Genomic DNA, 23,816 nt, shown 5'->3' with positions numbered 1-23,816 from the left:
TCACATGTTTAACACATTAAGCCCCCTTCTTCCCTCCCCTTCATCGGGGTATAATTTGCTCTAAAAAAATGTGCTGTTAAATAGATTCCCGATTGCAGATTTTGTACTAATTTTCAAGTATGAACGGGACCTCATTCAGCTCTGATATTCGCTATTGGCTTAGACAGGGAAATACAATTAACCATCTTCTTTTCTGGAATGTAATTGTTTTCCTCGTCATGGGAACTGTGTACCTGATCGGCAGAATCGCACCAACCACAGACTTCCTTTCCACTTTTCTTTTTGATAATCTTTCCCTCCACGCAAATGTGTTTGCCTTCCTCCGGAAGCCATGGGGTTTATTGACCTACATGTTCACACATCTGGAATTTTTACATATACTCTTCAATATGCTGAACCTCTACTGGTTCGGTAACATCTTCAGGTCTTTCCTCGGTAATCAGCGGGTATTACCACTTTACCTACTGGGAGGCGTCATGGGGGGTGCTGCCTATCTGCTCGTATACAACCTCGCCTTTGGCGGTGCCAATGCTCCCATGATCGGTGCCTCTGCATCCGTTATGGCCCTGTTGATAGCCTGTGCTACCAAACTGCCCAACTACGAGATCGGCCTGCTCTTTATCGGTTCCATCCGCCTCAAATGGCTCGCACTTGTTGTAATTATACTTGACCTGATCTCCCTTACCCAGGGGAATGTAGGCGGCATCGTAGCCCATATGGGTGGGGCATTGACCGGCTTTGTCTATATCAAATTGCTGAATAATGGTACGGATATCTGCCAGCCGCTTATCTGGCTGTTTAACCGCCGTCTGCAGGTAGAAACACCCAAACGCTCATTTAAGCCTAAAAAGTCTCCCCTTAAGCTCGTAAAGCCCAGCCAGGAGGAAAATAAACAGCTCCGGCTGGACCAGCTGCTCGATAAAATAAACGACAACGGCATAGACAGCCTTAGCCCGGAAGAAAGAGCATGGCTGAAGAAAATGAGCCAGGAATAACCGGCCATGTATACCAGCCATTCAAAATATGTAACTTTGCCGCCAAGATGAAAACATTCAACGTTCCGATTATATATCGCAGTCCGCTGATCACGGCTATCAAAAACCGCCGTAAGCAGCAGGACCGCATGAAGAAGGATTTTACACCTACTGTACTGGATTTTGGTCCCCTGAAGATATTGCTGGCCCGCCACTTTGGCTTTTGCTACGGCGTGGAAAATGCCATCGAGATCGCTTTTAGGACAGTAGATGAGAATCCTGGCAAAAGGATCTTCCTGCTGAGCGAAATGATCCATAACCCGCATGTAAATAACGACCTGCTGGCCAAAGGCGTCCAATTCATCATGGATACCGCCGGTAAACAGCTGGTACCCTGGGAAGAACTGACGCCGGAAGATATTGTGATCATCCCTGCCTTTGGTACTACCCTGGAAATAGAATCGAAACTGACTTCCCTGGGCATTGCTCCACTGCAGTACAATACGACCTGTCCTTTTGTGGAAAGGGTCTGGAATAAGGCAGAACAAATCGGACAACAGTCCTATACCGTGATCGTACACGGTAAACCCGGACATGAAGAAACCCGCGCTACATTCTCCCATAGCCGCAGTAATACGCCTACTGTGGTGGTAAAAGATATGGAAGAAGCACGCGAGCTGGCAACCTTCATTACCGGAGAAAGACCGGTCGACGGGTTTTACTCCCTGTTCAAAGGACAATATTCCGAAGGTTTCGATGTAACACGTGACCTCCAGCGCGTTGGTGTTGTGAACCAGACCACTATGCTGGCTACGGAAACACAGGCCATTGCTGATTATATCAAAAACGTGATCATGGACAGGTATGCCCTCAGTGCGGAGAACGTAAGTGAGCGTTTTGCCGATACCCGCGACACGCTTTGCTATGCTACCAATGATAACCAGAGCGCAGTAACCGGCCTGTTACAGGAAGAAGCAGACCTCGCTATTGTCGTAGGCGGGTACAACAGTTCTAATACCTCCCACCTGGTAGAACTTTGTGAAGTAAAACTGCCCACCTACTTCATCTCTTCAGATGAAAAACTGGTAGCAGCCAATGAAGTATATCACTGGGACTTTCATCACAAACAGGAACTGCATAGCCTCTCTTTCCTGCCTGCAAAGGAACCGGTGACCATCCTGCTGACAAGCGGCGCCTCCTGCCCGGATGCATTGGTAGAAGCAGTGATCAGGAAATTGCTCTCCTTTTATGACCTGGAATATAAAATGGAAGAACTGGCGGCAACCTTTGCCTGAGACTGACTTTATTTACCGTAGATATTACTAAAAAGTAAAAAAGACACCTGGTGGTGTCTTTTTTCTTTGGGGCTAATCAATGCTAGTAATGCAGAGAAAAAAAATTTTATATAGTAATAAGTTTAAACCTGAACCAAAATTAGCTGTTAGGCGATAAGCGCGCAACAGAGACTTATTATCCGGTGGTCTATTTCCTGTAAGTGGCGTAAAACAGATTAAATCTGGTTAGAACTGCATCGCCTTTTTCAGGAAATCTGCTTTCCTCCTGCGGGAGATTTCCACCTGTGTGCCATCACTCATCAGTGCAAATCCGCCCTCACCCTGTATATAGGATTGCATCTGCTGCAAATTGATCAGATGGGAATTATGTACCCTAAAAAAGTCAACATCTGTCAGTAACTCCTCAAATTCTTTCAGTGGTCTTGATACCATCAGGTTCTTCTTATCTGTAAAGAAGATACGGGTATAGTTACCAGTGGATTCACAACGTACAATATTCTGTACCGGCATAAATACCAATCCGTTAATGGTAGGCAGGGCTATTTTCTTATGTGTCTGATGCAGGGTCTTCATATTCTGCAGAAATACTTCCAACGGCGATGTGGATGTTTCTGTTTGTCCGTTACGGCGACTGATGCATTTCTGCACAGCATCCTGCAACTCTTTTACACTGAATGGCTTCAACAGGTAATCCAATGCATTGAACTTGATAGCTTTCAAGGCATATTGTTCATAGGCGGTAGTGAATATTACATCAAAAGTGATCTTATCAAACAGCTTCAACAGTTCGAAGCCATTCTGGTGAGGCATTTCAACATCAAGGAAAACTACATCCGGCTGCAGTTCGGTAATCAGGTCTTTCGCTTCTTTTACACTATTTACTCCTCCCAGTACAGTCACTTCCGGGCATTTTTTCTGAAGCATTGTCTGAAGAGCATCTATACAGTGTTGCTCATCATCAACGATGATTGCTTTAATTTCGCTCATGCTGTCTTTGTAGGTTTTTTTAAAATATGAATTCCACCGGTAAGATGAGTTTCACTTGTGTTCCCAGGGCTTTCCCAGTTTCATCTTCCAGATCGGTGATATTTACATCTGCCTCTTTGGTATTATTGATCTTTCTGATAAGGTCGATTCTTCCTTCCGTTACTTTCATGCCCATTGAGCGATGGGTTTGTCCTTTTTTCTCCTTTATTTCTATTGCTTTTTTACGCCCGATACCATTATCCGTTACCGTGCAGGTCAGGGTTCTTCCTTTTACTGAAATGGCTATTTCCAGTAATCCTTTTCCGGACTTGTGTACCAATCCATGCCAGATAGCATTTTCTACATACGGTTGAATGATCATCGGAGGGATCATTACTTCCTCTTCGTTAACATCTTCGGCCACAGTGATCTGATAGTCAAATACATCATTACAACGCAGCTTTTCAAGGTCAAGATACAAGCGTAAAGATTCCAGTTCCTTATTCAAAGATATGAATGTGTACTGCGTATTATCAAGAATCATTCGCATCAACCGGGAAAATTTGGTCAGATAGTCGGAAGCCTCTTCCTGGTTGTTGCTCCAGATAAACCGGTGAATGGAGCTTAACGAGTTGAAAATGAAGTGTGGATTCATCTGCGCGCGCAGGGACCGCAGCTCCAGTTGCAGGGTTTGTTTATTGGTCTCCAGGTTCCTGTGCCGGATATAAAAGAATCCGCCTATAGCCAGCATCAGCACAAATCCGGCCATGGACAGGGTATATACGACGTTACGTTTCGTACGCAGTTCACTTATCTGCTTATCATGTTCCAACAGTTTGATCTGGTTGTCTTTACGGTCTACCTCATATACGGCTTGCGTCTGAGCCCATGCCAGTGACGATTGTTCCCGCAGCAGACTATCTTTATAAACCAGCGATTTTTCCATGGCTTCCATGGAACGCTTGAAATCTCCCTTTGCCTTATAATTATCCGCTACGGCTTTATAAGCCTCCATCAGCAGGTATTTGAAACGCCAGGTCTGGCAGAGGTCAATACATTGCATGAAATATTTATGCGCTTCATCATATTTTCCCTGCAGGCTCCACAGCTTACCGATGTTCAGATAACTTTCGGCTATATGCACTTTATCATCCACATTCCCATTAACTTCCAGGGCCTTATTCAGATATTCATGGGCGCGTGCATAGTCTTTTTTCTCCTTGTAGGCAGAGCCAAGGGCATTATAACAGATAGCCAGCCCTATACTATTATTCAATTGCTGGTTCACCGCCAGTGATTTCTTGTAATATTCAATAGCGAGGTCCAGCCTTCCCAGTCCCTGGTATGCGTAACCGATATTGCCAAGATTAATGGCTACTCCCAGCGAATTTTTGCTTTGTTTTTCCAGTTCCAGGGCCTTTTCGAAGTGACTGATGGCCTCTGCATACTTGTCAGTGGAGAGTTTAATGTTGCCAATACTGTTAATAGCAATGCAAATATTACGGACGTCATTGATCTTTTCTGCCAGCTGGAGGGCCCTGAAGTGGTAATCAAATGCTTTTTCCAGCTGATCATCCATTCTCCGGTAATCCACCCCCGTATTATTCAGGGCATTACAGAGCCAGAGATCATTTTTTGCTTCCTCAGCATATTTAACAGCTTTCTGATGATAATCGGCAGCGAGCAGGTATTCGGATTTGTTCCTTTTTGAAATGCCGGTCTCAATATATGCATTGAAGATCCCCCGCGTATATTTAATACGCTGAGAGAGGGTTATTGCTTCCTGGAAAAAGAGGTTTTCCATCCCACGTTTGTCAAAGTACCGTCCCAGTGATTTACCCTTATCTATAAGCCAGTCTACTTTACTGGTGTCCCCGGGAAGTGTTCTGGCAGAATCGAGTGTCCGGTATACGATGACGGAATCCTGCGCCAGTGTAATGTTCCCCTTTATAAACAAAAGCAAGAAAAAAAGATAGAAATAGCCTTTAAACATGCACAGCCGAGGTAATACCACAAGTTAGTTAAAAAAGCGAAAGGGCGAAAGAATTCGCCCCTTCTTCCTATTAACCGAATACACCTACTGAAAATATGGAACAAGGCAGGCATCCCCGCCCTGCACCACATTAAGTTTAATAAATATCAGCCCACAAAGCCTGGATATATATGTAATTACTAGCTTCACGGTTAATAGCAACAGGTCTATGGATATAGTTCTAAAAAGACCATTACTGATCCCTTATGACTTCTCTTGACCACGTTGGGAATAATATATTTAGTATCTAGCGGTACACAGTATGGACCGTCAGCACAATACAATAATAAAATTGCAGGAAATTCTAGAGGATGTGGAAAATTATCAATGGGTTTCTTCCTGGTTTGCACCGGGAACATAACAAATTTAACAAGGTTTTCTTAAAACTAAAAATAAATTCAGGAAGATTGCACAAGCACCACATCGTCCACCCATTGCAATACCAGCTTCAACTGTTCATCGGGCGTTAACTGGCTGTTGTCCAGGATAATAGCATCTTCTGCCTTCCGTAAAGGACTGATCTCCCTGTTTGTGTCGATATAATCTCTCAGCTCCAGGTTTTCTTTCACTTCGTGGATGCTGATATTTTTATTTTTAGCATACAACTCCTTGAATCGGCGCTCTACACGGATAGCAGTATCCGCAGTCATGAATATCTTCAGCTCAGCATGGGGAAATACGGTAGTTCCAATATCACGGCCATCCATCACGATCCCTTTTTTAGTGCCCATTTTCTGCTGCTGTGCTACGGCAAATTCACGTACTTCCTTTACCGCGGCCACCTCGCTCACCTTTTCAGCCACCAGCATCTCACGGATCATGTGTTCTACATTTTCCCCGTTCAGCGTAATTTCAGACGCATCCGTGAGGGGGTTAAATTCGAACTCCAGGTGAATATCATGCAGCGCAGCTTTCACTGCCTCATGATCGGCCCAGTCTACCCGGTTCTGAATAAAATACAGGGTTATTGCACGATACATAGCTCCACTGTCAATATACACATAGTCTAGCTCTCCGGCCAGTTGCTTGGCCAGCGTGCTCTTTCCACATGAGGAGTAACCATCTATCGTAATAATAATTTTTTTCAAAGCCCTGTAATTAAATAACTATGAGATGAATAGACGGTGTAAAGTTAAAAGAAATTTGGAAAAATGGAACAAGATTGCCGGTTATATACCGGCAATGATCCACCAGTTACCTCCATCTGACTGGATGGTGTAGGAAATCCTTGCACTGCTGATTAATGACTGGGTGGCCGCACCGTCGATCTGGCCGCCGTTTGTATCAATGGTGAGCGTACCGTTGTTTGGTTTTTTTATGACATATATCCGGCCTTTACAGGTATTGGCGGCAGGTAATGTTATTGTAATATTTGCACCGTTGGTTTTTACAACGGTATAATCGCTCTCAGTTAATGTTGTACTGGCGGTAACACCTCGGATCGGCAGACTGAAAGTTCCATTGACAGACAGTGTAGATGTAGGAGCATTTGTCTTAACCCCTAACTCTTTGCTCGTATTATCCCAGAATAAATTGGCGTTGTCCTGCCCTACCTCTGAAGAGGCATCACTGGTAACACTGCCGAATATAATCGACCCATTGGTAATAGTGTTATTACCATTGGTCATAATAGCCTTATACCAGCCGTTGATGGCGGTCGTACCCAGCGGAGCCGTAATACCCGTCCATTCTTTCAGCGCCAGTGTATTTTTATCGAAATATAACTGAGTAGTAAATCCGCCATTATTTCCCTTAAAGGCCATTACACTCCACGCAAAAGCGGATGTACCTACCGGCCCATTGGTAACCACTCCGGTTACAGGGCTGGCCCATATTTTCATACGGGTAGTAGATCCAGCTACATCTGCATTACCAACATCGTTGCTGGCAAGTGTACCATAGGTTGCACCACCGTCATTATCTGTATTTGTTTCCCAGGCTGTACCATTCCATTTCAGCACTTCACCGCTTGTCGGTGCTTTACCGGATACTCTCAGGCCTACCAGTTTGGAAGCATTCCAGATAGCCAACGAACTGTCTGCATAGAGCGTACCTGCGGTGTTTAATTTAAGACTGTTGTCTAAGGTTACTTCCTGCGGACTACCAGCGCCTGCGGTATATCTCCCCATCAATTTCTGGGTATTGATATTCTGCATTTTTGCAAAGGTCACTGCCTGGTTACTGATAGTGCTGGCTACAGTACCTGTACCTGTTCCGGTAACATCTCCCGTCAGGGTAATAGAAGAACTACCACCTGCGCCCAGGCTTTGCCATTTCCCCAGTGAACGGATATTCAAACTATTATTGAGCGTCAGGTATATCAGCATCCCATCGGGTGAACTTTTAATTGTCGTCGAGGTTGTGTCATTGATGCGCGGCAGTAGCAACCCTTGTGAGGTACTCTCCAGTTCCAGCAATGCAGATTTCTTTATCACACTCGGATTGCTCCCCAGCTTCAGCTGTTGTGCGTAGGATAACAACGGCGCCAATAGCAATATTGGCAGTAATAATGTTTTCATAAGATTCGAAGCGGTTTCCAGAGAATCAGAAAGCACACAGGTAACATCACCTGTGTGCTCTCTTCAATATAATGTCTATTTAATGTATCAATGGTCTATTACAATTACTTTGCAGACGTAGGCCTGTTTCTTTGTCTCTTTATGCGTTAATGTGAGAACGTAAGTGCCTACAGGCATATCCCTGATGTATACTTCGCTCTGGTTAACCATTTCCAACCTGCGGACCTGCTGGCCCCATGTGTCAAATACCTGTACGATCAGCGGTGTCTTAATACCTCTGACGGTTACCTTAAAGTCGCCATGGTTCGGGTTCGGGAATACAGTAGCCTGGATCAGCGGACCAACTTCCCTTACGTCTGTGTATACATATTTTCCGGTAGCAGATACGGCCTTGATGCGGTAATAACTCCATCCGTCATAGTCGTTGGTATCCTGATAATAATAGTCAAGACGGGTAGTACTGTAACCACCCGGCGCCTTTGTCGGGACGGTAGCAATTTTCTTGAACGCCGTTTCGTTGTCCAGCATCCGCTCTATTTCAAATACAGCGTTGTTAGTTTCACGACTGGTTGTCCATACCAGGTCAACCAATGAATAACTTACACGATATGCGTTAAAGTGAATAATATCTGCCGGCAGATAACTATACGCCAGTGAGGTCAGCTTTGCAAAGTAAATGTTCCCTCCAATGCCGGCAATGCCGCGGGAATGCATAGTAGCCTTTTGCAGCATAGGCTGTGTAGTCAGCGTACCAGGCGCCATATTATCGTTCACCGCTTTGCGCATTTCCCAGTCGGTATCTATGAAACGGCTGATGTAGCTACTGCTGCGGTTTATATTATATTCCGGCGCTTCATCGGCATCCATATGCTGTAGCGTTACACTGGTCAACCCGGTGCCGTTCCCTTCCTGGCCGAGGTTCCATGTTTTATATACCACGCTGTCAAGAAGCGTTCTGCCTGTGATAGCCTGCAGGAATACGCTGTCAAAAACTCTCGCTTTAAAGTCTTCCGCAGAGCCTTCATAGCGTACACCGGCAGGTGCGTAGTTGGTAGCGCTGGTACCTACGGGGAACACTACCTGTCCTGCGCTGCTGTTCAGTTTTGCACGATAAAGGAAACCACCTGCGGTCTCTGTTCCGGTAACAATAAAACGTTGATCGCTATACCCCGTAATGGCGCCCGGATTATCAGTTCCGACCATCACGTTCCATCCATTCAGGAAAACGTGACCATTGGTCAACTGTAATGTATTTCGTACATGCAGGTCGTGCAGGTCTGCAAGCACGACGCCATTGGCATTATTTACTTCCAGGTTAGGAAAGCTGGCCCCTGTCTTGGAAGCAACATTGTAACCACCGGCAATGATCTGCTGGCCGTTCTTACGCATAAAACGAAAAGTTCCCCCGGTACCTTTAAGGCCGGAAGGACTTTCATCAGATAACAAAGCCGTATAACTATTTGTCCACTGTTTACCGAGAAAATAAAGTACAGAAGCCGGGCTGGACCCGAGCATACCGTCGTTGGTAACATCGCCGAAAAAGGCCACATTACCATAGCTCCATACCTGACCACCTGGCGGAATGTAAGCTGCGTTTTGTGCAACAATATTTATGGAAAGAACCAGAAAACATAATATGAGTAAATATCTCTTCATGCAGGCATTATGTTTTTAGTTTCGCTTCATTTTGTTGTTATTAATTCGGATTATTGGTTGACCGCTGTAACAATCCACCGGGAATCCGTGCTGGAATAGACCAGGGTTATAGTACCCGTGCCCGTTGTAGCGGCAGCACCCAGCGTCAGAATTCTATTGGCTGCAGTGCCACCACTATTATTTTGCAAGGTCATATTCAGCGCAGTAGTATTGTACAGCGTCACCATACGACCATCAAATCCACCTGCAATACTTGTAATTGTAAAATTTGCGGTAGGTCCCGTTATTCTTATAAAGGAAGCATTGCCAATATTGATGTCATTGTTGTTAGTACCAAGTGTAATGGTGTTTGTCTCCACTGCCAGTGTAGTGAATGAGCCGCTTGCCTGCGTAGTAGCGCCGATAGATACACCGTCAAGCGCAGTGGTCTGTTTAACATCACCGTTTGCTGCTATGACCAGTGGATTACCGGTACCACTGGCGGCCAGGTTTTCCACCCTGAGCGCGTCATTAGCAGCATTTACGTGCAAAGGTTTAACGGGCGTTGCCCCAGCAAGACCAATACCTACCTTGTTGTTCTGCAGTCTCATGATCTCTGTAAAGGCCAGCGTCGTGTAATTATAGCTTTTAAAGGTGATCGGCTCGTCTCCATCATCTCCGATGATAAACTCAAACCCACCGTTGTTGTTGGTCCCGGTAGCACCAAATTCAAAATAATCTGTGCCTGCGGAACATCCCTTCATACGGAAATTACCATCTGAAGTGGTCCACATTTTCGGTTTATAAAAGTTTACTGTTGATGGAACGGAGAACTGCAATGCAGACTTCATGTATGTCACCATCTCATTATCGTCAGTATAATCAGTATAGTTTTGTGTCAACCCCAGCGTTTGTCTGCGGCCGAACTCCAGCAATGATGTGTTGTTGGATTTGATCACCATCTTATTATCATCAGTTGTACCCAGAAACTGAGTAGTGGCATCCACGTTACTATTACCAGTGACCAACCAGTTACTGGCAGCAGCATTTGCCGTTACGATGATATCACCCGTGCTATTAATGGATAATACTTTGCTGTTATAGGCCTGAACAGTGGCAGTGTTGAGGTCTTTCAATCTCAGTCCTGATACGCCGGTGGCGGCTACGGTACCAGCAACTTCCAGCGTATTACCGGGAGTGGTCGTACCCAAACCCAGGCGATTATTGGTATTATCCCAGAACAGATTGGCATTCTTTTGTGAGATCAGCCCACCTGTACCCGCAAACAATACAGAGCCAGGTGTCATAGAAGATAATGTGAATGTCCCCCCTAAACTACCATTACCGCTTATTGCATAACTGGCCGTTTGTGTACCCGAACTGATGTTCTGGATGTAGTTGCCGGAGCCGGCAGGAATATCTCCCGCGCTCAAAACGCTACCTGCTGTAACGCGGCCTTTTGCATCGACAGTTACCTTTGGATAAGTACCAGCAGTAACACCGCTATTAGCCAAAGTTGTTGCAAAGCTGGAAGTACCACTACCCGTTACATCACCTGTTAACGTGATGGTAGCAGCTGCAGTGGGAGCTTTGGGCAGCCAGGTACTGGAAGTATTGTCCCATGTCAGCACATCATTATTTGAAGGTGCTGCGGCGGAAATATTGCGGCTCTGGAGCTGGGAAGCGTTCCAGATCGCGGTGGTATTAAGTGCAGAAATAACGCCTGCACCGGTAATGGCAATACCGGTACCTGCACTGAATGCTGCTCTTGCCCTTGTATCGGTATAATACAAGTTGACAGATTCAGCAATATTGTTGGTGGTTAATGTAACAGCAGGACCTGTTTGTCCATTCACGGATGTAATGCCATTTGTTTCATCGATCAGTTTTCTCCAGATGCCATTCTTCCTGATGTATAATAACTTATCAGGCACATTATAAATAAGCATGCCATCAGGTGCAGCATTCAGTGGTGCTGCAGAAAAATCATTTATACGAGGCAGTAATAAGCCTTGTTTGTCACTGTTCAGATCTAATAACGCCGACTTTTCAATAACAGCAGGAGCTGCTCCCAACTTTAGCTGCTGGGCATGTGCGAGTATAGGCAGTAATAAGGTGCACAAACCTAATAATCCGCCGCGGCAATTTGATATATTCATAGGTGATGTAGGTTTCAGGAGATGTTAGCAATAATAAATTTAACAGGAGTGCCTTTCGCTACTCCTGTTAAATTACATTACATTATTTCCTGATGATATACCAATTGGTGCCATCAGTCTGAATGGTGATGAAGGTCCAGTCGTTGTAGATCATATAGTTGGCGCCACCTTCAATTGTACCAGCACTTGGCTGTACTGTAACTGCGTTGTTAATATCACCTGTACCGATCTTTTTGATGGTGTAGATACGGCCGGCAATAGCAGCAGAAGGAGTAGGCAATGTGATGGTCAGTGCACCGCTGGTAGCATCTGCCAGTACTGTGTTGTCAGTATCGGTAATTGCGTATGAAGTAGTGGTCTTTGTAATTCTCATCTGCACAGAACCATTCACATCCAGAGTAGAGCCGGCCTGAGTGGTTTTACCTACAGCAACAGCAGCTGCGAAGCTCTTGTTACCAGCAAAGCTCTGGTTGCCGGTAGATACCACACCTCGTTGAGCAGCAGTATGAGATGCATCTACAGCGCTTGCGTTAGGCAGGTTGAAAGACACGTCATTGGCAGTTGCCTGTATGTCGAAGTTTGCACCAACACTATCTGTTTTAAATGCAACGTTTACATTGCTGGTAGTACCAGTACCGGCCTGGATAGTACGGATCGCTTTGGCGATAGCATCCAGGTCGAATGGTCTTTTGGTAACAGTGCTACCTTCACGTACCAGCACATCATAAGATGCAGCGGTAGCGGCATTCGCCACACTGTTCAGTGTCAGCGCACCGTTGAGAGTAGTAGCATTGGAAACTGCCAGTGTATTCAATGTAGTAGCACCTGATACGCTGAGGTCATTACCCAGGGTAGTTGCACCGGTTACGCCGAGTGTATTGTTAACTGTGGTAGCACCGTTCAGTACAGAAGCACCTGTTACAGTCAGTGTATTGCCGAGGGTAGCTGCACCGGTAACACCTAAGGTAGTACCTACATTTACAGCACCGTTGAAGGTCTTATCGCCACCGAAGGTCTGTGCACCGGTGGTTACGATACCCGCCAGAGTAGCGCTGGCAGCAGTCAGTTCCAGTTTATAGCTGGCAGTGAGCGGATCGTAAGTAATACGGCCACCCCTGTTTTCCTGACCAGCAGCGATCGCTGTAATGAAGTCAGCAATAGACAGGTTAGTACCGCTTGCCAGGGCCTGTAATTTATCCCAGTCAGTTTTTTTCAGGAAACCATAAGGAGCAGTGGCAGTAGGAGCCATAATAGGCGCATTTACTGTAATTTCTCCGGTAGTGGTGTTTTCAGCAATGTTGAAAGACGCATGTGCGGAATCGGCATTAGCAAAGATATTAGCTGCCAGCGCTTTGAAAGCAGTCTGAGGTAATGTTCTTTTTGAAACGATACCTGTAGCGCTGATCATCAATACATCCAACAGTGTATTGTCCTGGTTTACAGTAGAAAATTTCAACTGTCTGTCAGCCTGTACTCCAATGGCTTCAACGCCGTTTGTACGGATGGAGAGCGGATTAGCATCAGCTGTACCGAGATAATCAGCAGCTGTAGTACCAGTATTTCCTTTCAGACTCCAGTTGGCCAGCGCATCAGCTGTGCTGGCAATTTTTACCCAGGCGCCGCCCTTTCTCATGTATACACCTTCGGTAGTAGTACCGCTGGCCAGGTATACGATCATACCATCTACAGCATCAGTACCGATAGCAGCATCGATAGCTGTGAAGTTTGGAACTCTTGGCAGCAAGAGACCCTGCTTGTTGCTGCTCAGCTCCAAAATAGCTGATTTGGTGATCTGGGAAGGATTGTCACCGATTTTCATCTGTGCCTGAACTGCTGTAGCTGTCAGGACCATGCCTCCAGCTAAAAGGAGTGTGCGTGAAGTGTTGCGTATAACTAATTTCATAGTATAGGGATAGATAGATTTTTTATCCGTTAATAAATAATTACCATGATTTTTTCCTGCAAACGAAAACACGCACCTATTATGCGCATAGCAGCCATTACAGTTTATCCGCTTTTAAGGCAAACCTATTTGACTATTACTCCGTTTGCACAGGCTTTGGTTTTACAGTATGAAGACTGGTTAAAAAAAGGTTGGTTAAGAAAGATTGGATGTGTTCACTTGTCGTTTACGAGTCTTGTACCATCTATTGTGGATGTCCCACTTTGCATAGTGCAAATATCTAATATTAATAATATTATTCTTATGACATGAACGTATGATTTTGACAGCCACAGCAATTTCATATATGATTGATTATCATTTAATTCTTTTCCAAATACAAAAACAAACCGCATCGCTGTCATTCTTATCTCGGAGAGTAATGCCCGAAATACCACGTTTATGTTATAGCGTTGGGTATATTTATCCAGACGATCCAAATAAATAGATAAAAAAAATCCCGGACGTTAAGTCCGGGATTTCTATCAAAAACAATTTCTATCAACTATGGCTTATTGTTTATGCTTCTGATTTTTCGGATTTATTGCTCTTTGGAGAGTTCTTTAAAGTGAAGATCAGTTTCTGATTTTCCTTGTCAAGATCTGCCAGCAATACATCTCCGTTATGAATGTTCATATTCAGTATTTCCTCAGCCAGAGGATCTTCCAGGTATTTCTGGATGGCTCTGTGCAGCGGACGGGCACCGAACTGCTGATCGTAACCTTTCTCTGCCAGGAAGCCTTTGGCCTCGTCTGTCAGTTCCAGGCTGAAGCCCAGGTTGTTCAGGCGTTTCAGCACGCTCTGCATAGTGATATCTATGATAGTATAGATATGCTCTTTGCTCAGCGAGTTGAATATGATCACATCGTCAATACGGTTCAGGAACTCAGGTGAGAAGGTACGTTTCAGTGCTTTTTCAATCACTGATTTGGTATTGTCTTCTTCGCTGGTTGCTTTTGCGCTGGTAGTGAAACCAACACCTGCACCGAAGTCTTTCAACTGACGAACACCGATGTTAGAGGTCATGATGATGAGTGTATTCTTGAAGTCTACCTTACGGCCCAGACCATCAGTCAGGATACCATCATCCAATACCTGTAACAGGATATTGTAAATATCAGGGTGTGCTTTTTCAATTTCATCCAGGAGGATTACAGAGTAAGGTTTACGGCGAACTTTTTCAGTCAGCTGACCACCTTCTTCATAACCTACATATCCCGGAGGCGCACCAATCAGTCGGCTTACAGAGAACTTCTCCATATATTCACTCATGTCGATACGCACCAGGCTATCTTCAGAGTCGAACATATAACGTGCGAGGGATTTTGCCAGCTCGGTTTTACCAACCCCGGTAGGTCCGAGGAAGATGAATGTACCGATTGGTTTCTTAGGATCTTTCAACCCTACCCTGTTACGCTGAATCGCTTTGGTCACTTTGGTGATTGCTTCATCCTGTCCAACTACAGCGCCCTTCAGGTCTTCACCCATGCGGCGGAGCTTTTCAGTTTCAGCCTGTACCATACGTTTAACAGGAATACCTGTCATCATGCTTACTACTTCTGCGATTGCTTCTTCATCGATCGGGTAGCGTTTATGCTTCACTTCTTCTTCCCACACGTTCTTTGCACGCTCCAGGTCTTCTCCCAGTTTCTTCTCTGTATCACGCAGCGCAGCAGCTTCTTCAAAACGCTGGCTCTTTACTACTTTGTTTTTTTCCTGCTTGATATCTTCGATCTGTTTTTCCAGGTCGAGGATATTCTGAGGTACGTTGATGTTTTTGAGGTGCACTCTTGCGCCCACTTCATCCAGTACGTCGATAGCCTTGTCAGGCAGGAGACGGTCTGTCATATAGCGATCGCTAAGTTTAACGCACGCTTCAATTGCATCATCGGAATAACTTACGTTATGGTATTCTTCGTAGCGTGGTTTGATGTTATTCAGGATCTGAATAGTTTCATCCACGGTTGGAGGATCTACCATTACTTTCTGGAAACGGCGGTCTAATGCACCGTCTTTCTCGATATACATCCTGTACTCATCCAGGGTGGAGGCACCGATGCATTGGAGTTCTCCACGTGCCAGAGCAGGCTTGAAGATATTGGAAGCATCCAGGGAACCTGAAGCGCCGCCAGCACCTACGATGGTGTGGATCTCATCTATGAAAAGTATTACGTCGCGATTCTTTTCCAGCTCATTCATGATGGCTTTCATCCTTTCTTCGAACTGTCCGCGGTACTTGGTACCTGCCACGAGGGCTGCCAGATCGAGGCTTACCACACGTTTATCGAACAGTACGCGGGATACCTTACGCTGCACGATACGCAGTGCGAGGCCTTCCACGATAGCTGTCTTACCAACGCCCGGTTCCCCGATGAGGATCGGATTGTTCTTTTTACGGCGGGACAATATCTGCGATACACGCTCAATTTCCTGCTCGCGACCCACTATGGGGTCAAGGCTGCCACTCTCGGCCAGCTTGGTAATGTCCCTGCCGAAATTGTCCAGCACCGGGGTCTTAGACTTCGTATTTGTCTGTTTGGCCTTGGAGGCAAAGCTTTTACGCTCATCTTCAAATTCCTCTTCTCCAGGATCATCAAACTCCGCTTTGGGATCAGCAGATTTTACGAAGCCCAGTTCGTTTTTAAAAGTGTCGTAATCCACGTCAAACTGTTGTAAGATTTGTGTACAAACGTTTTCTTTATTCTTGAGGATCGAAAGCATTAAGTGCTCGGTTTCAACTGTCGGGCTTTTCAGGGCCTTCGCTTCGAGCACGGTAACGCGTATTACCTTTTCCGCCTGCCTTGTAAGCGGTAGACTGTTGATGTTGGCGATATTTTTTCCTGTTTTATCTTTTACGGCCAATTCAACCTCCTTACGCAATTCATAAAGGTCTACATTTAAAGCCTGCAGAATTTTAACAGCTGTCCCTTCCCCTTCTCGAATTATGCCTAGCAGCAGGTGCTCTGTGCCGATGAAATCATTCCCCAAGCGTAAAGCTTCCTCTCTGCTAAACGAAATGATCTCCTTTACTTGCGGTGAAAAATTCTGGTCCATTGTGAGAATATTAAATTATTAAAACCCTTACGGGGACTTGCTTATACAATATTAGCAAATAATTTTGATTTACCTTTACCCTAACACTTTAATAGTATAAGTATACAATTAAGGCCGGTGAAGTAAGAAAGAAGGCTGTTATTTGGCAGGATTCCCGATTACTTATCTACTAACTTATAAAAGAAAATCTTGCTTATGGAATTCAAAATTGATACCAAAGAAAAAATATTGATTGTACAGCCTCAAATTACCACTCTGGATGCTAATTTGTCAGCCAGGTTTACTAAAGAGGTGTCGGAATTACCAGATCTGGAAGGCCGCAACCTTATACTGGACATGGCATTAGTGGAAAAAGCCGATCATGCAGGGCTGGAAGCCATTTTAACAGTATACCATCAGCTATATAACGGCGGAATGTCATGTGCACTTACCGGCCTTAACAGCACTTTAACAAATGAGATTAAAGCAGCGGACGAAACAGTCTATAACCTTGCTCCTACTATGTTAGAGGCTATTGACCTCGTAATGATGGAAGATTATGAGAGAGAACTGATGCAGGATGAAGAATAATTCTTTCACTACTCACATATTGGTGCCATATTTTTCCGTAATGTGGAAATACATTCCATCTCCCGGAATAAATAGGCGATTTTAGTAATTATTTATTTTCGTTCATGTTTGCAGTCACCATTTTAGGCAACAATTCGGCTCTCCCCACGCTAGAAAGACATCCAACAGCTCAGATTATCACTTGTAATGATCAGCTGATACTGGTTGATTGCGGAGAAGGAACACAATTGCAATTTGCGCGCTATAAGATCAAAAGCAGCCGCCTGAGATACATCTTCATCAGTCATCTTCACGGAGATCATTATTTCGGCCTTATTGGCCTTTTAAACAGCTTAAATCTCCTTGGCCGGAAGGAGCCATTGACTATATTCGCCCCGCCCGAGCTGGAGGCTATTATCCAGCTGCAAATGCAATGTTCCGGTACCATATTCCAGTTTGAACTGCAGTTTGTACCCCTGCTGGAAGAGAACCAGGGACTCATCCTGAGCGATAAGGACCTGAATGTCAGCTTCTTTCCTACCATACACCGTATTCCCTGCTATGGGTTTATATTCGAAATGCAGAAACGGAAACGCAAGCTCCTCCCCGAGCAGGCCAAAGTGTATGAGATACCGGCAGCTTACTATTCAAAACTCCAGGAGGGAGCTGACTATCAACGGAAAGACGGATTTCTGGTTAAAAATGACTGGGTGACCCTGCCTCCTCCCAGAGAGAAAAAGTATGTTTTCTATGCCGATACGGCGTATTCTGAGGAACTGGTCCGGTTTGCCCACAACGCAGATCTGGTCTACCATGAAACGACATATTTACATGCCCTGGCGGAAAGAGCGGCAGAACGGTTTCACAGCACCACCGTACAGGCAGCCACCCTGGCATTAAAGGCCCATGCCCACCGCCTGATAGTCGGACACTTTTCTTCCAAGTACACAGACCTGACATGCTTTGAAGAGGAATGCCGGGAGATATTCCCCAATTCCGATGTGGCCACCGAAGGGGCTACCTTTATCATTTAACCACCGCTTAAAATACAGATCCCCGTCCTGCTCAGCAGAACGGGGATCATTATTTCTTACCAATACCTGGTTTTACTTGTAATTTTTCCTGAAAGCAGCTATGCGGCTATGCAATCCGGCGCTTACCGGCACCACCGGCAGGCGGAAAACATTCTCAATAAGACCTGCTTCTGCCATAAATGCTTTTACGCCGGCAGGATTGTTTTCTTCAAACATCAGATCAAATGAGTCCTGCAATTTGTAATGCAGTTCACGAGCTGTAGGAATATCATTTGCCAGCGCAGCCTTCACCATTGCCGCTGTGTCTTTCGCAAAATAGTTGGCGGCAACAGAGATCAGACCATCCATACCGGTAGCGATCTGAGGGAATGCCAATGCGTCATCGCCACTCACCACCAGGAAACCTTTCGGCTTATCCTTGATGATCTGCATGCACTGTATCATATCTCCGCTGGCTTCCTTCATGGCAACGATGTTAGGCACTTCATTTGCCAGCCTCAAGGTAGTCTGCGCTGTCATATTACGGCCAGTCCTGCCTGGTACATTATAGAGGATGATCGGTTTTGGAGAGGCAGCTGCTACTGCTTTGTAATGTTGGAACAACCCTTCCTGGCTTGGCTTGCTGTAGTAAGGCGCAACGCTCAATACCGCTGCAGCCTGATCCAGCGGGCAGGATTCCAACCGCTTGACAACATCGCGGGTATTGTAGTCACCAATACCTATTACCACCGGTACGCGCTTATTTACCTTTTCGAAGGTGAACTTTATAATGTCCAGCTTCTCTTCTGCGCTTAGTGTAGGAGTTTCTCCGGTCGTCCCCAGGGATACTACATAGTCAACCCCGCCGGAAATCACATGATCAATCACTTTTTCCAAAGCATTCCAGTCGATGCTTTCGTCTTTTTTAAAGGGCGTAACCAGTGCTACACCGGTGCCTCTCAATTGTTCCATATTTTGTGAAAATTCCAGATAACAAATTCCAAATCGCCCTCTTTATCCATCTAAAGGTGGTGCAAAGATGACAATTTGGAATGGTATATGACAAAATAATTTTAGCGTTCGTCGAAAAATCCCATGTTGCTGAACTTATCGATACGTTGCTCGATACGGGTATCAGCATCGATCTTTTTCAGTTCTGCCAGGGTGTCTTTGATGGCCTTTTTCAGAATTGATGCCATTTCGTCCTGATTCACATGCGCACCGCCCAGTGGCTCTTTGATAACGCCATCTACCAGGCCAAACCGGCTCATATGGTCTGATGTCAGCTTCAGTTCTTCTGCTGCCTTTTCCTTAAAGTTCCAGCTACGCCAGAGGATAGTAGAACAGTTTTCAGGAGAGATCACTGTATACCAGCTGTTTTCCAGCATCAGGATCCTGTCGCCGATACCGATACCCAGCGCTCCACCAGAAGCACCTTCCCCGATAATGATGCAGATCACGGGCACCCGCAGCTTCACCATTTCGAATATGTTACGGGCAATTGCTTCACCTTGTCCGCGCTCTTCCGCTTCGAGACCAGGATAAGCACCGGGAGTATCTATCAGGGTAACAATAGGCTTATTGAACTTTTCAGCCAGTTTCATCAGGCGCAGCGCCTTTCTGTAACCTTCTGGGTTCGCCATACCGAAGTTGCGGATCTGGCGCATTTTGGTATTGATACCCTTCTGCTGACCAATGAACATGACGGTTTCTCCATCCAGTTCAGCAAAACCACCGACCATGGCCTTATCATCCTTCACATTCCTGTCGCCATGCAGCTCCACGAAATTGGTACACATTTTCTCAATGTACGCCAGGGTATAGGGCCTATCAGGATGCCTGCTGAGCAGTACCTTCTGGTAACTGGTAAGGTGCTCGTATACTTCCAGGCGGGTAGCGGCAATCTTCTGCTCGTACTCCTTTACAGTGGCGGTAACGTCTACACCTGACTTTGCTCCATTCTCTTTCAGTTTTTCCAACTGATCATACAGGTCCTCAATAGGTTTCTCAAAATCCAGGAATTGCATATTTATGTATAAAATTGGTTAAAGAACGATGTAAAGATAAACGCTAAAATATTTTTTAAAAAAGATTTGCATAATTGATGGCTTTGTTCCTATCTTTGCTGCCCCGAAAACAAGGGAAGGATCAGTAGTTCAGTTGGTTAGAATGCCGCCCTGTCACGGCGGAGGTCGCGGGTTCGAGTCCCGTCTGGTCCGCAAGGAACGAAAAAATCCGCTATAGCAGCGGATTTTTTCGTTTTATACAACTCTCTGCTTTTACCCTGATGCCCTTTTAGATATGCCACGAATCCCTCTGATCTGCCTGCCGCTGTTGTTACTTTTCAGCCCTGTTGCTGTCCTCGGACAAACGCAATTATCAGCCACAAACCGGATTTACAATCAAAATGAGTTAAAAGCTGATCTACAGTTTCTGAAAAGAAAATTGGAAAAAATACATCCGGGACTCTACCGTTATACATCCAAACCTGCGCTTAATATTTTTTTTGACAGTCTTTACCATTCCATTGACAGACCGATGGATGAGCAAAGATTTTTTCGTTTAATTACCCTGCTGCATGCTAAGATTGGTGACGGACATACCATGCTTTTACCCAGTGAGGCGACAACTGACCATAACAACAAAAAGGGCAGATTCCTTCCTTTCACCCTGACTTACCTAAATGGAAAGCTTCATATTGTTGAAAATAACTCAGCTGACAGCAGCATTGAAAAAGGAGAAGAGATTGTAAGGATTAATGGAGAAGGGATAGATACCATCATGTCACAACTGTTAAAACGGCAAATCAGGGATGGATACAACCAAACCTACCCTATCTGGATATTGAATCATTATTTCGCTGCTTATTATAGTTTTGCTTACGGCCTCCCTGCTCAATTCTTCCTTGAACTAAGGAACCAGAAAGGAGAGCTTCAAAAAAAGCAGATAACAGCCTTGACAAAGGACAGTATAAAGTTCATCCATCAAAGCCGCTATCCTGTTACAACAGATCGTGGAATTACACTGGAAAAAATTAAAGATGGGACTACTGCCATTCTTACTATTAAAAGTTTCGACCCAGACTTGCTTCAATCACGTTATAAGCAAGACTATACAGCGCTGATAGATAGCGTCTTTACAGTATTAAAACGCGATCAGACCACCAACCTTATCCTGGACTTACGCGATAACCAGGGTGGAGATTTTGAACCAGGGCGTTACCTCTTGTCCTATTTGTTACTCAACCCGGCCAGATACCTATTGAACGGGGAAGAATCGAGAGTCATTCAGCCTAAAACCAATCATTTTACCGGAAAGTTATTTGTGCTCATTAACGGTGGTAGTTTTTCCAATACCGCCATTGTAAGTGCCTGTCTGGAAAGGGATAAAAGAGCCGTCTTCATAGGAGAAGAAACAGGGGGTAATAAGCATATCATCAGCGGCGATCCTACAGAAATCTCACTTCCTAACACACATATAAGAGGTTTTATTTCCACCACTACGTTTCAAATCACCAATGGAAACAACGATGGACATGGTATCATACCTGCGTATCCAATCCTCCCTGCTATAGGAGATGTTTTGATGGGCAAAGATGTGTTAATGGCTCGTGCGCTGGAACTTATTGCTGAGTAGGATCAGGCAAAGGGATCTCCGGGGAAACTAAGACTTACCCTTCTTTTTAGCATCTACCTGCTTGATAACGAGATCAACAATGACACGGCGTTCAACACCGATAAGATTAGCTATGGCAATTAACTGCTCCAATGTAAAGGCAATAGGACGGTTTAACCTGTAGACAAACGTCTGGTAATTCATGCCCAGATCCTTCGCCATGTTGGTACGGGAAACAGTATCGAATATCTGATCAAACTGTTTGATATGATCTCCTTCGATGAGTATCTTAATTGTTTCATATCCTGATTTCTTGGCCGCCATTATAATAGATTCTGAACTATTTTACTTCCATAAAGTAAAAGCAAATGCCTATCCATTACATTTTAACAACATGTTTGTAAGTTTTTTATTTCTATTATCAATAATAATATTTAAGTAATTTATATTTGCTCCAGGCAAGATTGCATAATAGATAGTGTTGAAACTTTGGTGGGACCTGTATTTCTCTTGAGGTAATTCTTAATATCATAACCCTTAACAACTTAGAGCTTTCCTTTTTCATCAAACAATGCTGCGTATGTTCCTGACACTTAAATGGCGGAGAACGTGGACTAGTCCCGTTAAACTATTCCCGTCAATACCCCGGCCCCCATTTTTAAAAGACCTCGGAGAGCCTTCCGGGCCCCGCGTGCTACTTGCCTTAGACAATATAGCCATCTCCAGGATGCTCAAGCAATACCTTGAATGGACCGGAGTGTCTGTTACAATTACGCTCAATGCAGAGGAAACCTTAAAGGTGGCTCTTTCCAGATCAATTGATCTCGTGATCTATTCCATAGCATTGTCAACCGATCCTCTGGCACTGTTAACAGGCATACGGGAGCGAGGGGGAAAAATGCCGGTTATCACGATTGTAGAGAAGGATTTTAATTCCCATGAGGATTATATACGTCAAGGTGTTAACGATATTATTAAAAAACCACTTGAGATTGCGGAACTGCAAAGAAAAATCGAGCAACAGTTAAATAAATCCTGACCCAGGACTTTACATGTGATCTGCCATTCTTTCCTGCTTATGCAGACCAGGAACATGTTATATCTGCCTGCATAGAAACAATATTATTACCTAAACCTATCAGATGAAGAAGAAGGATGAAGTGATCCGGATCATCAGCAAAAGAATATTTATCCGGTATAGTGAATGCCCCATGCTTGAAGACTGTAAAGATATCGAAGTGGATATTCCCCTCCTGCCTTTACCCGGCAATCTCTTTGATGGCGGTTTCTTTTTAAATGAAGATCAACGTGCAAGAATCGATACACAGCATGTTCACCTTTTTGTAGCAGATGTGAAACATGAATTTCACGACATGGTTCAGTATTGCATCATTGTGTTACAGCTTATATCTGTTAAAATGACGCCATTAAACCAATCCCCAAACTGAAAGACTAAATATGCTGTTACTTCACCCATTTCGGCTGATAAACTACCTTCTGTTGCAACACAGTATTCAGCAACCTTTCCGGATCATCATCAAAAACCAGCGACTTCATATGATATTCCGATAAAAATCCTGCGCCGCACATCGTCATCAACAGTTCCTGCAGCTTGTCATAATAGCCGTTCACGTTAAGGATGCCACAAGGCTTACTGTGAAATCCCAACTGCGCCCAGGTGAACACTTCTATGATTTCTTCCAGGGTGCCTATCCCACCGGGTATCGCTATAAAACAATCGGCCAGATTCGCCATCATTGCCTTCCGCTCATGCATGGTAGCCACTACATGCAACTCGGTGAGGTGCTTGTGCGCAATCTCGGTATTGGAGATCTTTTCCGGCAATACGCCAATCACCTCTCCTCCCAATGATAATACCTGGTCGGCCACTACTCCCATCAAACCGACAGCAGCCCCGCCGTAGATCAGCCTTAGCTTGTTCTTTACAATACAATTGCCCAATTCCTTGGTCAGACTAGTGTAAATCGGATCATTTCCGAAATTAGATCCGCAAAATATAGCGATATTGTTCATGGAGCAAAGATTGTGAAAAATAACAGCAC

The 23,816-nt window shown here is 44.8% G+C and carries 19 protein-coding genes and 1 tRNA gene; 8 read left to right on the top strand and 12 right to left on the bottom strand.

Going from position 1 to position 23,816, the window contains the following annotated elements:
• Positions 1 to 218 precede the first annotated feature (218 nt).
• Both CLV42_RS11000 and CLV42_RS10995 read left to right on the top strand, forming a co-directional pair.
• The gene (locus tag CLV42_RS11000; RefSeq protein ID WP_170117468.1) at positions 219 to 995 is read left to right on the top strand and encodes a rhomboid family protein; all 777 of its coding nucleotides are present in this window, start codon (positions 219 to 221) and stop codon (positions 993 to 995) included.
• A gap of 47 nt (positions 996 to 1,042) precedes the next feature.
• On the top strand, positions 1,043 to 2,269 hold the full coding sequence (locus CLV42_RS10995; RefSeq protein WP_106602471.1) for a 4-hydroxy-3-methylbut-2-enyl diphosphate reductase: 1,227 nt from the start codon (positions 1,043 to 1,045) through the stop codon (positions 2,267 to 2,269).
• Between the two features lie 225 nt (positions 2,270 to 2,494).
• Here CLV42_RS10995 and CLV42_RS10990 read toward each other — a convergent pair whose 3' ends face one another.
• The 8 genes from CLV42_RS10990 to CLV42_RS10955 form a co-directional block, all read right to left on the bottom strand.
• A complete protein-coding gene (locus CLV42_RS10990) occupies positions 2,495 to 3,256 on the bottom strand; it encodes a LytR/AlgR family response regulator transcription factor (RefSeq protein ID WP_089834908.1) in 762 nt (253 codons plus the stop codon).
• A 19-nt stretch (positions 3,257 to 3,275) separates the two neighbouring features.
• The gene (locus CLV42_RS10985; RefSeq protein WP_170117467.1) at positions 3,276 to 5,198 is read right to left on the bottom strand and encodes a tetratricopeptide repeat-containing sensor histidine kinase; all 1,923 of its coding nucleotides are present in this window, start codon (positions 5,196 to 5,198) and stop codon (positions 3,276 to 3,278) included.
• A 467-nt stretch (positions 5,199 to 5,665) separates the two neighbouring features.
• A complete protein-coding gene (cmk, locus tag CLV42_RS10980; RefSeq protein ID WP_106601973.1) occupies positions 5,666 to 6,355 on the bottom strand; it encodes a (d)CMP kinase in 690 nt (229 codons plus the stop codon).
• Positions 6,356 to 6,436: 81 nt separating this feature from the next.
• Complete coding sequence (locus CLV42_RS10975) at positions 6,437 to 7,786, bottom strand: hypothetical protein (RefSeq protein ID WP_106601972.1); 1,350 nt, start codon at positions 7,784 to 7,786, stop codon at positions 6,437 to 6,439.
• A gap of 87 nt (positions 7,787 to 7,873) precedes the next feature.
• Positions 7,874 to 9,442 (bottom strand): T9SS type A sorting domain-containing protein, encoded by a 1,569-nt coding sequence (locus CLV42_RS10970; protein WP_106601971.1) that lies wholly within the window; start codon positions 9,440 to 9,442, stop codon positions 7,874 to 7,876.
• A gap of 50 nt (positions 9,443 to 9,492) precedes the next feature.
• Positions 9,493 to 11,580 (bottom strand): phage tail protein, encoded by a 2,088-nt coding sequence (locus CLV42_RS10965; protein WP_106601970.1) that lies wholly within the window; start codon positions 11,578 to 11,580, stop codon positions 9,493 to 9,495.
• A gap of 82 nt (positions 11,581 to 11,662) precedes the next feature.
• Entirely contained in the window at positions 11,663 to 13,483 is a 1,821-nt protein-coding gene (locus CLV42_RS10960) for a beta strand repeat-containing protein (protein WP_146154364.1), read from the bottom strand.
• 558 nt (positions 13,484 to 14,041) lie between these two features.
• Positions 14,042 to 16,576, bottom strand: a complete 2,535-nt coding sequence (locus CLV42_RS10955; protein WP_106601968.1) for an ATP-dependent Clp protease ATP-binding subunit — start codon at positions 16,574 to 16,576, stop codon at positions 14,042 to 14,044.
• Positions 16,577 to 16,771: 195 nt separating this feature from the next.
• Between CLV42_RS10955 and CLV42_RS10950 the strand changes: the two genes are divergently transcribed.
• Positions 16,772 to 17,146 carry an STAS domain-containing protein gene (locus CLV42_RS10950; protein WP_106601967.1) on the top strand — a complete coding sequence of 125 codons (375 nt, stop codon included), beginning with the start codon at positions 16,772 to 16,774 and terminating at the stop codon, positions 17,144 to 17,146.
• A gap of 104 nt (positions 17,147 to 17,250) precedes the next feature.
• Positions 17,251 to 18,159: a ribonuclease Z gene (locus CLV42_RS10945; RefSeq protein ID WP_106601966.1), complete on the top strand. Its 909-nt coding sequence runs from the start codon at positions 17,251 to 17,253 to the stop codon at positions 18,157 to 18,159.
• A gap of 72 nt (positions 18,160 to 18,231) precedes the next feature.
• Here CLV42_RS10945 and dapA read toward each other — a convergent pair whose 3' ends face one another.
• Both dapA and CLV42_RS10935 read right to left on the bottom strand, forming a co-directional pair.
• Entirely contained in the window at positions 18,232 to 19,110 is an 879-nt protein-coding gene (gene dapA, locus CLV42_RS10940; RefSeq protein ID WP_106601965.1) for a 4-hydroxy-tetrahydrodipicolinate synthase, read from the bottom strand.
• A 101-nt stretch (positions 19,111 to 19,211) separates the two neighbouring features.
• Entirely contained in the window at positions 19,212 to 20,165 is a 954-nt protein-coding gene (locus CLV42_RS10935; RefSeq protein WP_106601964.1) for an acetyl-CoA carboxylase carboxyltransferase subunit alpha, read from the bottom strand.
• 118 nt (positions 20,166 to 20,283) lie between these two features.
• Between CLV42_RS10935 and CLV42_RS10930 the strand changes: the two genes are divergently transcribed.
• Positions 20,284 to 20,357, top strand: a tRNA-Asp gene (locus CLV42_RS10930).
• A gap of 82 nt (positions 20,358 to 20,439) precedes the next feature.
• Positions 20,440 to 21,774, top strand: a complete 1,335-nt coding sequence (locus CLV42_RS10925; RefSeq protein WP_106601963.1) for a S41 family peptidase — start codon at positions 20,440 to 20,442, stop codon at positions 21,772 to 21,774.
• Positions 21,775 to 21,801: 27 nt separating this feature from the next.
• Here CLV42_RS10925 and CLV42_RS10920 read toward each other — a convergent pair whose 3' ends face one another.
• Positions 21,802 to 22,077: a hypothetical protein gene (locus tag CLV42_RS10920; protein WP_106601962.1), complete on the bottom strand. Its 276-nt coding sequence runs from the start codon at positions 22,075 to 22,077 to the stop codon at positions 21,802 to 21,804.
• A gap of 256 nt (positions 22,078 to 22,333) precedes the next feature.
• Here CLV42_RS10920 and CLV42_RS10915 point away from each other — a divergent pair, with 256 nt between their 5' ends.
• Together CLV42_RS10915 and CLV42_RS10910 are read left to right on the top strand one after the other, a co-directional pair.
• Positions 22,334 to 22,792, top strand: coding sequence for a response regulator (locus CLV42_RS10915; RefSeq protein WP_170117466.1), 459 nt, complete (start codon positions 22,334 to 22,336; stop codon positions 22,790 to 22,792).
• Positions 22,793 to 22,895: 103 nt separating this feature from the next.
• Positions 22,896 to 23,201, top strand: coding sequence for a hypothetical protein (locus CLV42_RS10910; protein ID WP_106601960.1), 306 nt, complete (start codon positions 22,896 to 22,898; stop codon positions 23,199 to 23,201).
• Between the two features lie 16 nt (positions 23,202 to 23,217).
• On the opposite strand, the gene CLV42_RS10905 is transcribed toward CLV42_RS10910, so the two are convergent.
• A complete protein-coding gene (locus CLV42_RS10905) occupies positions 23,218 to 23,787 on the bottom strand; it encodes an LOG family protein (protein WP_106601959.1) in 570 nt (189 codons plus the stop codon).
• Positions 23,788 to 23,816 lie beyond the last annotated feature (29 nt).

Origin of the sequence: Chitinophaga ginsengisoli (assembly GCF_003014595.1) — a bacterium.
Taxonomy (GTDB): Bacteria; Bacteroidota; Bacteroidia; order Chitinophagales; family Chitinophagaceae; genus Chitinophaga; species Chitinophaga ginsengisoli.
The sequence above is the reverse complement of the archived record's forward strand: the minus strand, read 5'-3'. Positions and strand labels throughout refer to the sequence as shown.